The sequence below is a fragment of the Komarekiella delphini-convector SJRDD-AB1 genome (genome assembly GCF_014831675.1).
Taxonomy (GTDB): Bacteria; Cyanobacteriota; Cyanobacteriia; order Cyanobacteriales; family Nostocaceae; genus Komarekiella.
In genome coordinates this window covers 67407-80922 of sequence record NZ_VJXY01000013.1, presented here as the reverse complement: position 1 = coordinate 80922, position 13516 = coordinate 67407, and the positions used below count along the sequence as shown (strand labels likewise).

The 13516-nt window shown below is 41.6% G+C and carries 13 protein-coding genes; all 13 read left to right on the top strand.

Features of this window, described 5'->3' with window-relative positions:
- The first annotated feature begins 93 nt into the window (after positions 1–93).
- The 13 genes from FNW02_RS13840 (at position 94) to FNW02_RS13780 (ending at position 13496) form a co-directional block, all read left to right on the top strand.
- Positions 94–780: an energy-coupling factor ABC transporter permease gene (locus FNW02_RS13840; RefSeq protein ID WP_225225634.1), complete on the top strand. Its 687-nt coding sequence runs from the start codon at positions 94–96 to the stop codon at positions 778–780.
- Positions 767–1069, top strand: a complete 303-nt coding sequence (locus tag FNW02_RS13835; RefSeq protein WP_191758116.1) for an energy-coupling factor ABC transporter substrate-binding protein — start codon at positions 767–769, stop codon at positions 1067–1069. The genes FNW02_RS13840 and FNW02_RS13835 overlap by 14 nt, the downstream gene beginning before the upstream one ends.
- Positions 1066–1875, top strand: coding sequence for a cobalt ECF transporter T component CbiQ (cbiQ, locus tag FNW02_RS13830; protein ID WP_191758115.1), 810 nt, complete (start codon positions 1066–1068; stop codon positions 1873–1875). The genes FNW02_RS13835 and cbiQ overlap by 4 nt, the downstream gene beginning before the upstream one ends.
- The gene (locus FNW02_RS13825; protein ID WP_191758114.1) at positions 1850–2680 is read left to right on the top strand and encodes an energy-coupling factor ABC transporter ATP-binding protein; all 831 of its coding nucleotides are present in this window, start codon (positions 1850–1852) and stop codon (positions 2678–2680) included. The genes cbiQ and FNW02_RS13825 overlap by 26 nt, the downstream gene beginning before the upstream one ends.
- A 432-nt stretch (positions 2681–3112) precedes the next feature.
- Positions 3113–4036, top strand: coding sequence for an energy-coupling factor ABC transporter permease (locus FNW02_RS13820; protein ID WP_191758113.1), 924 nt, complete (start codon positions 3113–3115; stop codon positions 4034–4036).
- Positions 4029–4682: an energy-coupling factor transporter transmembrane component T family protein gene (locus tag FNW02_RS13815; protein WP_191758112.1), complete on the top strand. Its 654-nt coding sequence runs from the start codon at positions 4029–4031 to the stop codon at positions 4680–4682. The genes FNW02_RS13820 and FNW02_RS13815 overlap by 8 nt, the downstream gene beginning before the upstream one ends.
- Positions 4683–4710: 28 nt before the next feature.
- The gene (locus FNW02_RS13810) at positions 4711–5475 is read left to right on the top strand and encodes an energy-coupling factor ABC transporter ATP-binding protein (RefSeq protein ID WP_191758111.1); all 765 of its coding nucleotides are present in this window, start codon (positions 4711–4713) and stop codon (positions 5473–5475) included.
- A gap of 382 nt (positions 5476–5857) precedes the next feature.
- The gene (locus tag FNW02_RS13805; RefSeq protein WP_191758110.1) at positions 5858–6343 is read left to right on the top strand and encodes a hypothetical protein; all 486 of its coding nucleotides are present in this window, start codon (positions 5858–5860) and stop codon (positions 6341–6343) included.
- Between the two features lie 363 nt (positions 6344–6706).
- Positions 6707–8578, top strand: coding sequence for an iron uptake porin (locus FNW02_RS13800; protein WP_191758109.1), 1872 nt, complete (start codon positions 6707–6709; stop codon positions 8576–8578).
- A gap of 150 nt (positions 8579–8728) precedes the next feature.
- Positions 8729–9781 carry a hypothetical protein gene (locus tag FNW02_RS13795; RefSeq protein ID WP_191758108.1) on the top strand — a complete coding sequence of 351 codons (1053 nt, stop codon included), beginning with the start codon at positions 8729–8731 and terminating at the stop codon, positions 9779–9781.
- Between the two features lie 456 nt (positions 9782–10237).
- Positions 10238–10900 (top strand): DUF1361 domain-containing protein, encoded by a 663-nt coding sequence (locus tag FNW02_RS13790; protein WP_191758107.1) that lies wholly within the window; start codon positions 10238–10240, stop codon positions 10898–10900.
- A gap of 550 nt (positions 10901–11450) precedes the next feature.
- Positions 11451–12623 (top strand): baeRF7 domain-containing protein, encoded by a 1173-nt coding sequence (locus tag FNW02_RS13785; protein WP_191758106.1) that lies wholly within the window; start codon positions 11451–11453, stop codon positions 12621–12623.
- A 51-nt stretch (positions 12624–12674) separates the two neighbouring features.
- Entirely contained in the window at positions 12675–13496 is an 822-nt protein-coding gene (locus FNW02_RS13780) for a hypothetical protein (protein WP_191758105.1), read from the top strand.
- The last annotated feature ends 20 nt before the right edge of the window (positions 13497–13516 follow it).

The window sequence follows — 13516 nt, the reverse complement described above, 5'->3', positions numbered from 1 at the left end:
AGAATTATTTTCACATCAAAACGTATATCGCTAATTCTAATAGGGGTTCTGAGCTTTTATCTGATCGTTGGAGCATCTGCGCCAGCCTATGCAATGCACATTATGGAAGGCTATTTACCAGGAAGTTGGGCGCTTTTTTGGTGGGTAGTGGCGTTACCATTTTTTGCTTTAGGATTGCGATCGCTAACTCGTATTACCCAAGCGAACCCAGAACTAAAATTACTCTTGGCTTTGGCGGGAGCTTTTACTTTTGTGTTGTCAGCATTAAAATTGCCTTCAGTCACAGGTAGTTGCTCTCATCCTACAGGCACAGGATTAGGCGCAGTGCTATTTGGGCCTTTAGCGATGTCAGTGCTAGGTACTCTAGTTTTACTGTTTCAAGCGTTGCTTTTAGCGCATGGTGGTTTAACGACATTAGGAGCAAATGCTTTTTCGATGGCGATCGCTGGCCCATTTGCCGCTTACTGGATATATCATCTGATGATGAGACTAACTGGTAAGCAAAAAATCGCCATATTTTTAGCAGCCGCTTTAGCAGATTTACTTACTTACCTCATTACTTCAGTGCAACTCGCTCTGGCTTTCCCCTCGCCTGTAGGTGGGTTTATTGCTTCATTTATCAAATTTGCTGGGATTTTTGCAATTACCCAAGTCCCTCTAGCTATTAGTGAAGGATTGTTGACTGTGCTGGTGTGGAACTGGTTACAATCGTACACACCTCAAGAACTAGAACTATTGAAATTAATTAAACGGGAACCTCAACACAATGAATCAGTCTAAAAAGGGATTGAGTAACTGGCTATTGGTATTGGCAGTGATAGCTTTAGCAGTCGTGCCCTTAATATTTGTGCGTGGGGCGGAATTTACTGGTTCGGATGGCGAAGCCGAAAAAGCAATTAGTGAAGTGCAACCCGGATATCAACCCTGGTTTAAGCCACTGTTTGAACCACCCAGTGGTGAAGTGGAAAGCTTATTATTTACCTCTCAAGCTGCTTTAGGGGCTGGAGCTATTGGTTATGTGATTGGATTGTACAAGGGACGTTCCCAGCAGCAAAGGAATAAGGAATGACTCTGCAAATAGATACCCTAGCTTACACTAATCGGTTGCGGTGGTTAGCGCCTGAGCAGAAATTGCTATTTGCGATCGCTCTGCTAATCATCACTGCCTTTACTCATCCTCTAGCTCAAGTTTTGATTGCAATCTGGATTAGTGCTTGGACAATCATCTATGCAGGAATTCCTGCAAAAACCTATTTAAAATTAGTCTACATTGCTACTCTTTTCTGGTTAACAAGTTTACCAGCTTTAATTATCAATGGCATAGATATTGCTCACCTGCATTCAGTACAACATGACTCAATAATTGGGCTGAGCGTAGGTTCTTATTATGTATACATCAGCGTTCACGGCATTGGGCAGGGATTGGCAATTTTGACACGAGCGATCGCATCTCTTGCTTGCTTATATTTCATCATATTAACTATCCCTTTTACTGAACTTTTACAAATTTTACGTTGCATCGGTTTACCTGTACTTTTAACAGACCTGTTATTACTGATGTACCGTTTTATTTTCGTTCTCTTAAATACAGCCGCCGAGTTATGGATTGCTCAACAAGCTCGTGGTGGCTACCGCACTTTTAATATTGCGATGAAAAGTTTAGCTTTGTTGATTAGCCAATTACTCAAGCGCACTCTAGAGAACTACCGTCAAATCTCCTTGAGTTTGGCATCAAGAGGCTTCAATGGAGAATTTCAGGTTTGGCATCCTCATCGATATCATCTATCCAAGCGGTATGCAATAGAAGCAATTATCGGCTGTGCAATATTAATAGCAGTGGATTGGTATAATGCAGCAATCTTTACTCGAATTTGAGCAGGTATATTACACTTATCCCGGCGCAAAGCAATCAGCGTTGAATGGTTTAAATCTGAGAATTCCTGCTCATAAAAGATGTGCATTAATCGGTCAAAATGGTTGCGGTAAAACCACACTATTTTTATTAGCTAATGGTTTATATAAACCACATAAAGGTAGTGTGAGATGGCAAGATAAGCCTCTGCAATATGACCGTCAATCTTTGATGAAATTACGCCAACAAGTCGGGCTAGTTTTTCAAGATCCAGAGCAACAATTAGTAGCCTCCACTGTTGAAGAAGATATTTCTTATGGGTTGTGCAATTTAGGATTGCCTACAGGAGAAATTAAACAGCGAGTTGAGCAGGCCTTAGTTGAATTTGGACTGATTGAACTAGCACAAAGACCCGTACATCATCTCAGTTTAGGGCAAAAAAAGCGAGTCTCTATAGCTGATGTGATGGTGCTAAGACCACAATTGCTATTGCTAGATGAACCAACGGCATATTTAGATAGGTTACATACTCGTAACTTAATGGCAACCTTGAAAAAGATTCATGCAGCTGGCACAACAATATTAATGGCAACCCATGACCTTGATTTAGTTTATCGCTGGGCAGACTGGATTTTTGTTATGGATCGGGGACAACTTGTAATTGAGGGGAAACCGCAGGATGTTTTTACTCAACGTGGTGTTCTTGAAGATTTACAGCTAGGAGTACCGTTGATATATGAGATGTTATTTGCTGAAGGAGTAGCTGAGGAAGGGCCAGTTTTAGAACGGTTGCGGCAGAGAATATTAAGTCTGTTCCGTTACTTTTGAGTCGAAAGTCTGAAATACTAAATTTAATTAAGTGTAGGCAACTTTTAAAGTAATTACTGAAATCTCAATTTTTTCTATTTTTTGAATTTTCTAGCGCTGAATGCTCAATCAAAAAATATGATGAATAAAAATTTATTTTAAAAAAGACAAGTATCTTATTTGACGCAGATTTTATTGTCTATCTATCTTAAGTAACACTATAGAAATCCCCCAGTAGGGCATTGCAAAAGGAGGGGAAATCTTGTTTGTTATTAATTTGATACCGTAGTTATATTACTTAGACCAATTTGCTATGAGGATGTACTTAATATTTATTTAACGAACCGCCAAGTACGCCAAGTACGTCAAGATGGAAGAGTAATCATGAAGTGCAAGTTTACAGAGAATTGGTATTATTTTGCCTAAATAAACATATTAAATAAGTGACGAATTATGCATATACCTGATGGGTTTGTATCTCCACCAGTGGCAGCGGCTACTGGTTTATTGAGTGCGGCAGCGCTTTTTATCTCCTTTGGGCGATCGCAACAGGCCTTTGGTGTCCGTCGTGCTCCCATACTAGGTCTGACCACCGCTTTTATTTTTGCCGCTCAGATGATCAATTTTCCTGTAGCAGGAGGTACTAGCGGTCACTTATTGGGGGGAACCTTAGCAGCGATCATCTTGGGCAGTCCTTGGGCGGGAACGTTGTGCATTGCCACGGTTTTAATTATTCAAGCTGTGCTATTTGCTGACGGTGGAATTACAGCTTTAGGAGCGAATATTTTAAACATGGCAGTAATTGGTGTTTGGGTTGGCTGGGGGTTAACTCAAACCTTACAACGGCTGTTTGGGGGTTCTAAAGGGCGTTTACCCTTGGCTGCTGGCATAGCAGCTGGCGTGAGTGTAGTGGTAGCAGCTTTAGCTTGTGCCATTGAGTTAGTTCTATCTGGAACTGCGCCCACAACCATAGTTTTACCAGCCATGACTGGTGTGCATATTCTCATTGGCATTGGCGAAGGTTTGATTACTGGGGGTGTGCTGACTTACCTGTCTACAGCGCGACCAGATTTGTTACCAGGGGAACAGTACGAGTTTCGCGGCTGGTCAGTGCCCATTGTCAGCATTTTTCTGATTGCAGGTGTGCTGTCACTGTTTGCCTCAGCATGGCCTGATGGCTTAGAAAGAGTTGCTGAGAATTTAGGCTTCATCGACTTAGCTGAGCAAGTGCGGGTAATTGTACCGACACCGTTAGCTGACTACAGTATTGAGGGTTTGGGCCCTATTGGCACTAGTATTGCTGGACTTTTGGGAGCTGCGGTTTGCTTTGCCGTTGCTTTTGGAATTGCCAAGGTTGTGAAACCGAATAATGCTTAAACTTTCTTTGCCCTTACGGTTGCAACTGTCCCTGGTGATTGTGGTGGGGGCAGCTTTGTTAAAGTATCATGCTTGGTCTAGCTTGTGTGTCTATGGCGCGATCGCTCTTTTATGGGTTGCACTATTGCGCGTACCAATTCGCCGTATGGGGGGATTACTCGGTACAGAATTGATTTTCCTGTCATTACTGGCGTTACCCTTGGGATGGGAACGAGCCAGTTTTTTGCTGGTACGTTCCCTTGTTTGTCTAATCACTATGAATAGTTTTTTGTTAACCTTACCACCACACAGTTTCGGCATTGCCCTCAAGAGCTTACCAGTACCAGCACCTTTAAAGGAAAACTTGCTCTTAACTGGGCAGTATATGGAAATTTTGCTCTCAGAAGTAACGCGAATGCAGCGCAGCGCTCAATTACGCGGTTTGAATGGAACTACCGGATGGCTGCGTTACGCTAGTGCTGCCATGATTGGAGCCTTGTATCTCCGTACTTTAGATCGGGCAGAGCGAGTCTACGCGGCAATGATAACTCGTGGTTACAATGGACAACTGCCCATAGATTCCACCCTCAGAACAAAAGAGCGTCTTGCCATATTAGTAGCCTGGGCGATCGCTGCTTGTTTGACCTTAACTTCTTACAGAATTTAGCTCAGTTGTGCATTTTGAGTTGTGAATCTTGAAATCTTTGACATCTAATCCCCAAACTCCAATCGGTAACTCCCACACTGCTGTGGTCGAAGTTCAGAACTTGGGATATGCCTATTCCCAGCAAGAACCAGTATTACAAGAAATTTCATTTACGTTGAACAGAGGCGATCGCGTAGCATTAATGGGAGCAACTGGTTCTGGAAAAAGCACCTTGCTGGAGAACCTGATTGGCTTAAAACAACCACGAACTGGCAAAATTTGGATTAATGGCATCCCAGTAGAACCTACAACTCTGCCCCAAGTACGTCGTCAAATTGGCTTTAGTTTCCAAGATGCCAACGACCAACTATTCATGCCCACCATTTTAGAAGATGTAACCTTTGGGCCACGCAACTATGGCGTACCACCAGCAATCGCAATTGATCGGGCCCGACAATTATTAGCTGATTTTGGCTTAGAAGCTTACGCCAACCGTTCCGCCCACGAACTTTCTGGTGGACAAAGACGCCTTGCTGCCCTAGCTGCGATTTTATCCCTAGAACCGACAATTCTAATTTTGGATGAGCCGACTAACGGTCTTGACCCATCATGGCGGCGTCACCTGGCGCAGGTATTGTTAAAGTTGCCTGTGCAGGTAATGTTAATTGCCTCCCATGATCTAAATTGGTTAGGCAGAGTCACTCAACGTGCTTTGGTACTATCTGCTGGTCGCATTCAAATAGACGGCAACATTCAGTCACTTTTGCAAGATGGGGATACTTTAGACCAGTTGGGTTTGCCGATAGACTGGTGATTTTGCCAGAGTGAAGAGGTAGGAGATAGAGGGTAGAGGGGCAGGGGAGGGGCAGGGGGAGCAGGGGAGGCGAGTATCAAAGACTCGTTCGCGAATATCAAAGACTCATTGTTGCATTCTAAAATTAGGACTTACGCAAATTAATGGAATAACGAACCACAAAGGACGCAAAGGACACGTTCGCGGAGCGTCTGTCTACGACACGCTACGCGAACGCAGAAAAGTAATAAGAGTTTGAGAAGGTTTTTGCGTAAGTCCAGTAAAATATATTTCTTCTGCCCCTCTGCTCCTTCTTCTCCCCCCTGCCCCCCTGCCCTCTACCCCAAATACTACTTTTGCTCGTAAGATTGAATACTATTAATTAGGTATAACTGCTATTAAAGTGTTAACATCTGTATCGCGTAAATGTACTGTTATTGCTCCTGTTAGTCTGAGCATTGCATTGTTGGTTACTAGTTGCAACGATAATAAGGCCTCCCAATGTCAGCGACTAATTAAGCTCGTCAATGCAGGAACTTCTCTGATGGATGCAAATAAAGGAAAGCAGGTCGTAACCAGCGTTCAACTGGCTAAGGATTTAGAGTACATTACTAAATCGATTAAGGAACTGAACTTAAAAGATCCCAAGTTGAAAGAATTTCAAAACGGTTTTGTGAAAGCTTTTGAAACTCTCTATCAAGCGATCGCCAAGGCGGCTAAGGCTCTGGGCGCAGCTAAAACAGCCGAAGACTCAGTATCGGGTAGGGAAAAAATCCAAAAGTCTAGAGCCGAAATTGACTCAGCACTGACAACAGCAGCCACAACTGTTGGTAAGCGATCGGATGTATTAGTGAGAGATCTGAATAAATATTGTAGTCAGCCAGAATAATCCATCTAGGAAATCGGTTAATACTTACTTTTGTTGATGTATTCCCCCTATCCATAAAGGCTTTCAGCTAAATTAACGTGAGCTTCTAACGAATGCCGTTCGTTAGAAGCTCACGTCTTTTTGATACCAGAAAATTTAAAATTCCCATTAATAGTCGTCTTTAGACGACTTTATACCGATTAAAAACAAGAATGTGACAGATAAAACATGTAGAGACGTTGCAATGCAACGTCTCTACTTCTTGGCACATGCAGAGGACTTAGTAACTTTTATCACTAATTTTATAGAAATATTCCTGACGCGCACCAACTTTGTTTGTCAAAAGAAATATTGGTGCAAGTCAAATGAAATACCAGGAGTGATATGAGTCTACTGATAACGGGTGTGCTAACAACAGCGTCAATATCTGCGCTTAATTTACCAGAACAGCCTGTAATTCAGTCAGATAAGCTGGTGCAGCAGTCAGCGCAAGAACACTTGCCTCAAGTCGTTCCGCCTGCTGAAATTACACCGCCCGAGTTCATACAACTAGATGGAATCCCAACTCCCTCATCAGCTATAAAAACTAAGTACAAAAATATACTGAAAAAAAGTAGAGAAAAAATTCAATTCCAAAGTTCTCCTAACTTACCTGAATTCAAAAATTCTCAACCTGTAATAGAAGTTGCACAGAATCAAGAAAACACAAAAGAATTCTCTTCTCTACAACCTATAAATTCAGACTCAGACAACGAGATGTCTGAAATTACATCGGTGTCGCAACTTGAAGATGTGCAACCCTCTAACTGGGCTTTTGCTGCTTTGCAGTCTTTAATAGAGCGCTATGGCTGCATTTCTGGATACCCTAATGGCACTTATCTAGGCAACCGTACCATCAGCCGTTATGAATTTGCTGTTGGTTTAAATGCTTGTCTGGTGAGGATTAACGAATTTATTACTAACAATAAAATTAATACTGTTAACAATGAAGATTTAATTCAACTGCAAAGGTTGCAAGCCGAATTTCAAGGAGAGTTGCAGCAATTACAGGAGCGTTTAGAGACTGTTCAAGACCGAACAGACGAATTACAGCCGAATCAGTTTTCCACAACTACTAGACTGTTTGGTCAAGCCATTTTTAGCGTGCAAGGAACTAATAGCACTGATGTAGATTTATTTCCTAGAGATGGAGTACCTGAACGCAAAGGAGAAACTAATTTTACTTTCACCAATAGTGTGCAACTAACGTTAGCAACTTCGTTTACAGGGCGAGATTTATTGCTAACAGGCTTATCTGCGGGTAATTTGGGTTCTACTGCATCGTTAGTATCTACAAATATGGGGCGGTTGGGTTTCGAGTCAAATACAGACAACAATCTAGTTATTAGTGACTTGTCTTATAGATTTTCACTCTCAAATAACTTCGGGGTTGTTGTAGGTACAGCGGGAGTCAACCCAGTTAATACTTTTCGCGGTATTAATCCTTTAGAAGGGTCTGGCGACGGCGCAATTTCTTTATTTGGTCAGCGTAACCCGATTTTAGGCATTGGTAACGGTACTGGTGGTATAGGTTTTGACTGGCAAATTAGCGATCGCATCAGTCTACAGGGCGTTTATAGTGCAGAAATTCCCAGTTTTCCAGGTAATAGCAACCAAGCTGGTCTATTTGGTGGTAGATGGACTGCTGGCGCTCAGCTAAGCTTAGCACCCACCAATGACATTGATGTCGGAGTGCATTATCTTTACTCCCACTCCCCTGATGGCTTACTAGGAACTGGTATCGGCGATAATCAGTTGCTTTCGCCTTTTGCAGATGCAACAGCTTTCGATACTCAAGCTGTTGGCGCTACCGTTGCTTGGCGGATCAACCCTAATTTGCAGTTGGGTGGTTGGGGTGGTTTTTCTTCTTCCCAAGCAGTTAACCTTTCTGGAAGTGTGGAAACCACAAATTGGCTGGTGTTCGCTGCTTTTCCCAATTTGCTGCGTCCTGGCAATTTAGGGGGTGTTCTCGTAGGACAACCTCCCAAAATTACTTCCAGTACTTTACCTGAAGGATTTAATTTTCCTAACTTTTCTGATGGTGGGACAGCAGGCGATCGCAGGGACACATCAATTCATGTAGAACTTTTTTACCGCGCTCAGTTGAATGACAATATTGCCTTGACTCCAGGCGTATTCGTCATATTCAATCCTGATCACAACGCTGCTAATGAGCCTTTAGTAGTCGGAGCGCTAAGAGCAACTTTCCGGTTTTAATTTTGTACTGGTGTAAAAGTAATAAAATATGCTTGATTTATACTGCTGTACTCAGTGTTGAATACTAGCGTCACGCAGTATAAGCAAGGAAAACTTGCCTAAAAATCCATGCGTGTTTTTTTCATAAGTGATAAAAAGAGCAAACTTTCCATGAAATTAAATTCATCAATTAAACTAGGTTGTGCAGTTGTTAGCAGCAGCAGTTTAGTCGCAGTCATCATCGGTTTAAGTGGAGCAAGCGCTTCTGCTCAAATCACAATTCAAAGTACTGGTACATTGTCAGGAACTATTCAACTTCCTAGCATTAATCCCAATTTCAATCAGAGCGTTACACGTGTAGATACTGATACCACAGGAACATACTCGCGGAATATAGGTTCTAGAAATAATCCCAATTACGTTCCTGTGTACAAGTCAGATTATGTAGCTGTAAGAACACGCTCAGATGGTAGTCTACATTACTATGTTGACTTTAAAGGCATTCCTATTGTCTCTTTCAATGGTGTTGTCACTTCACCAGTTCTCTCAGGTGGTGAATTAACGCCTTATAAATATCAGGGAAGATTAGCAGGAACTACATTTCAAGGAGTAGTTCAAGATGAATTTAATCTCACAAAGGCTTTATACACTGGAACTGTTACTGATCCAAAAACTGGAAACCAGTATCAGGGTACTTTTGAAGTGAGTGGATACGGAGTGCGATATAGCGATCACAATGGTGGTGCAACTCCCACAGTGTTTGATTTCAAGTCCGATATCCCAGGTTCGCCAAGCGTCACTTCCTTGAACATGACTAACTCCCCCTTGGCAAGATTGACAATCAAAGTACCTACAACTGCAACTCTCATAACTCCCACACCAGTAGTTGGCGGTAGTACACCCACTCCCACACCAGTAATTGGCGGTGGTAGCATACCCACACCTTTACCTGTAGTTAGTAATGATAGTGCGATCGCCGAAACTGTATCCCAGACATTAATTTCACCAACGCCTACAGTGTACACATCTGAATCTAATTCTCTATCGCCTGCTACACCCAATATAGAGTTGAGTCGCAGTAATTCTTCTGGAGTTAATCGAGTGATTGTCAACCCATCAACGCTTGCTTCGGGTGTTTGTTCACAGGATTCTGGAAATAGCTGTATAAAATCCTCTTTACCCAAGCAAGCGATCGGCCCTCGCAGCCGAGTGCTATTGCGTTAGTCATGTAGCATCATCAGTTGACAAAGGGTTGCACAATTATTTCAAACTTAAGGCAAAAGCTTTGTATAGTTCTGGAACTTAAGCAGGACAGAATGAAACTAATATCATAGCTAGGATAAGGGCAACATCCAGTTAGGAAATTCCACCCGAAGTTATCGGTAGCAGTTTTGCGGCTCAGACTTCCTTTTTGTGGTAGATTTTACCCTAATGATTTTCTGGCTATACTAGTGACTTAAGCAGATTGATAAATGTCAGCCCCCACTATAAAACACCCAAAAACTCTATGTTTCCGACATATATCAGTGTGCATTTGCTATTTAACTGACACAAAATCTTGTTTAGAGTTTGAGCAAATAAATTTCCCACAGACCACAAAAAATTTATTAGTTAATCACTGACCACACAAATACTACAGAGCAAAATTAGATAAATCACACATATTCAGAGTAAGTAACTATGAAAGAAGAATTGCTAGCCAGAGTTTTGCAAGTCTTGCGAATTAATATGAGTTGGATGACTTGGAATTTATTTCTGGCTTTTATACCTTTAGCTTTAAGTGTGTGGCTATTTCGCATCAGGCGCAATCGTTCTTGGCTGTGGTGGTTGGGATTCTTAGTATTCTATGCTTTCTTGCCGAATGCACCATATTTGTTGACTGATGTAATTCACTTGATAGATGATATCCGCACAATTCAATCAGTGTGGATGATTACACTGGTACTTATTCCTGTTTATTTGGTAGTAATTCTGTCTGGATTTGAAGCTTACGTTATATCCTTAGTTAATTGGGGTTACTATTTACACCGTATTGGCAAGAGCCAATGGATTTTATGGGTTGAATTAATTACCCATTTTCTATGTGCTGTTGGTGTTTATTGGGGGCGATTTTTGCGTTTTAACAGTTGGGATTTTATTACTCAACCCGATGCTGTTTTAACTAGAGGTGTAGAGGAAATTCTCGGTAAACAGCCATTGGTAATTATCGCTATTACTTTCGTGATACTTGTTGGGTTGTACTGGATCATGAAACGAGTAACTTTGGGTTTTGTTAGGCAACCACAAAGTAGTTATCCTATCAAGACACAACAAGCAAATTCTAATACCCCGAATGCTGGATAATTCAAAACTTATAAGCAATAGAAAATAGCACAGCTAAATCATCTATAACTATATTATGTATTCGTAGCATTTGACCGACATAAAACACTTCAAGTTGATATACATTTAGTTTGGAAGGGGGAGTAGGGGAGACTGGGGACTAGAGCATCGATTCAGTAATCGTAAAAACCCGATTTATTTTCGGTAAAATAACCAATTATCGTTGACTGTAGAGACGTTGCAATGCAACGTCTCTATGAAATAATCGCTTTTTCTCGCCCCTATCTTGAATACTGAATTGGTATTTTAGAAATGGGAGGAGTAGCCCCGCAGCGAATTGGTTTGACCCTTGACTCCTGTCTTCTATTTCTCCACCTAAAGAATAGTACATACACTAGGTAATTTCTTATCAAAAGAAAGATGAAACTAAACTCTCCTTGAGGTGAAATAAACATAAATCAAACACTTGGACGTAAATCGCCATCATTTGAGAATAACGTTGTCCTATCAGACCGTTGATATTGTGGGTCTTGTTTGATTTAGCTAGTCACTTTGATAGGAGAGATATGATATGCAATTAATTTCTAGAGAGGAGATAAAGACACTACTAGAACAGCCAAAAGGAAATTGTGTTTCAATTTATATGTCAACGCACCCAGCCGGGCAGGAAGTGCGACAAGACCCAATTCGGCTTAAGAATTTGGTCAAAGAGGCAGAGGAGCGCTTAATTGATGCAGGTTTAGAACAGAAACAAGCGATCGCATTGTTGCAAAAAGCCCATGAAATTGATACCCAAGATTTTTGGGAGCAAACGGTAGATTTGGGACTAGCGATTTTTATTTCTCAAGATATTTTTCGCTACTATACTATGCCACTCAATTTTCAAGAGTTGGTCGTGGTGACAGATCGGTTTCACATCAAACCGTTACTACCGATTTTAAATGGCGATGGTCGTTTTTACCTGTTGGCTTTGAGTCAACAAGATGTTAGATTTTTTGAAGCAACACGCTATAGCATCAACGAGGTGGAGATAGAAAATCTGCCTAAAAGTCTAGATGAAGCTCTCCAAAAAGACGAGACTGCCAAAGAAGGTCAGTTTCGGAGCAGAATATCTAGAGGAGGAACCTCCAGTTCTTCTTCACAACCGGGTGAGTTTCATGGACAGGGAAGCCCTGACAGGGACAAGCACCAAGAAGACATCCTAGAATTCTTTCATATCATTGATGACGTATTGCACGAAAAACTGCGAGAGCAAAAAGCGCCTTTGGTGCTGGCTGGAGTTGAGTATCTCTTACCTTTATACAGACAGGCAAGTACTTACCAGCATTTAATGGAAGAAGGTATTACTGGTAATCCAGAAATTCTCAGTGCTCAAGAGTTACATCACGAAGCTTGGCCCATTGTCGAGGCTGATTTCCAAAAGTCACAACAAGATGTTTTAGAGCGTTTCCATCAACTGTTTGGCGGTGATACTGGCAAAGCCACCAACAATCTCAAAGAAATTATCCCAGCGGCTTACTACCAACGAGTAGATTCATTATTGGTTGCAGTTGCTCAACAGCAATGGGGTTTATTCGACCCAAGTTCGGAAACGGTTTATCTACATGAGGATAAAGAAACCGGTGATGAGGATTTATTGGATTTTGCTGCCGCTCATACCTTACTAAATGGTGGTACGGTCTACGCTGTTCCACCAGAACAAATACCATATAGCACACCCGTTGCGGCGATTTTCCGATATTAAACATTCTGACGGTGTTGTATAAATTTAACTGTACTATATACAACACCACTAATGAAGACTATTCGTTTTTCTATTAGTCAATCTCTAATCGGTTTAGCTCTTTTGAGTGCGGCGGCTAGATTCAGCCAGCCTGCTATAGCAGAAACAATGACTGGACAATCGGGCAATGTGCGGGCAGAAATATCCTACGATCAGCCACAAGAATACCAGTATAAAAATGTTAGGTTAAAAATTATTCGAGCAGGTAATAGTGTTTTTGAGCAAAAGTTACCCCAAGAAAATGAATATGACAGACCTGTGGGAGGATTGTTTGAAGAACAAAAAAACAAGTTGCCAGTGTTAGACTTGGACGGCAATAAAGAACCGGAAGTAATTGCTGATTTCTATACAGGTGGAGCACACTGTTGTACTTATTCATTAATTTACCGCTACAACAGTCAAGCTAAGCAGTATCAAAAGATTCGCCACGAATGGGGTAATGGTGGCTATCGACTCAGAGATTTAGATCAGGACGGTTTACCAGAGTTTGAAAGTCGAGACGATCGCTTTGCCTATGCTTTTAGTAGCTATGCCGCTTCTGGCTATCCCTTACAAATTTGGCAGTATCGCCAAGGCAAGATGATTGATGTTACCCGTCGCTATCCTAAATTAATCTACAATGACGCCTCTGAGTTATGGCAAACTTTTTTAGAAGCGCGCAAGCAAGGTGATGACGGCAAGGGCTTTTTAGCTCCTTACTTGGCAAATAAATATATGCTGGGTCAAGGACAGGATGGTTGGCAACGTGTACAGCAAACTTATAAAGGACGAGATCGTACTAAATACTTCGCAGATTTACGTAAATTTTTACGCGAAACTGGATACATCAAGTAAAAATACACTCAAAATTCTAA

What these genes read in the sequence shown, in the direction of transcription:
- FNW02_RS13815 (WP_191758112.1), top strand. Translation starts at nt 4,029, where the DNA reads ATGCTTAAACTTTCTTTGCCCTTACGGTTGCAACTGTCCCTGGTGATT.
- FNW02_RS13785 (WP_191758106.1), top strand. Translation starts at nt 11,451, where the DNA reads ATGCAATTAATTTCTAGAGAGGAGATAAAGACACTACTAGAACAGCCA.
- FNW02_RS13825 (WP_191758114.1), top strand. Translation starts at nt 1,850, where the DNA reads ATGCAGCAATCTTTACTCGAATTTGAGCAGGTATATTACACTTATCCC.
- FNW02_RS13800 (WP_191758109.1), top strand. Translation starts at nt 6,707, where the DNA reads ATGAGTCTACTGATAACGGGTGTGCTAACAACAGCGTCAATATCTGCG.
- FNW02_RS13820 (WP_191758113.1), top strand. Translation starts at nt 3,113, where the DNA reads ATGCATATACCTGATGGGTTTGTATCTCCACCAGTGGCAGCGGCTACT.
- FNW02_RS13840 (WP_225225634.1), top strand. Translation starts at nt 94, where the DNA reads ATGCACATTATGGAAGGCTATTTACCAGGAAGTTGGGCGCTTTTTTGG.
- FNW02_RS13790 (WP_191758107.1), top strand. Translation starts at nt 10,238, where the DNA reads ATGAAAGAAGAATTGCTAGCCAGAGTTTTGCAAGTCTTGCGAATTAAT.
- FNW02_RS13780 (WP_191758105.1), top strand. Translation starts at nt 12,675, where the DNA reads ATGAAGACTATTCGTTTTTCTATTAGTCAATCTCTAATCGGTTTAGCT.
- FNW02_RS13835 (WP_191758116.1), top strand. Translation starts at nt 767, where the DNA reads ATGAATCAGTCTAAAAAGGGATTGAGTAACTGGCTATTGGTATTGGCA.
- cbiQ (WP_191758115.1), top strand. Translation starts at nt 1,066, where the DNA reads ATGACTCTGCAAATAGATACCCTAGCTTACACTAATCGGTTGCGGTGG.
- FNW02_RS13795 (WP_191758108.1), top strand. Translation starts at nt 8,729, where the DNA reads ATGAAATTAAATTCATCAATTAAACTAGGTTGTGCAGTTGTTAGCAGC.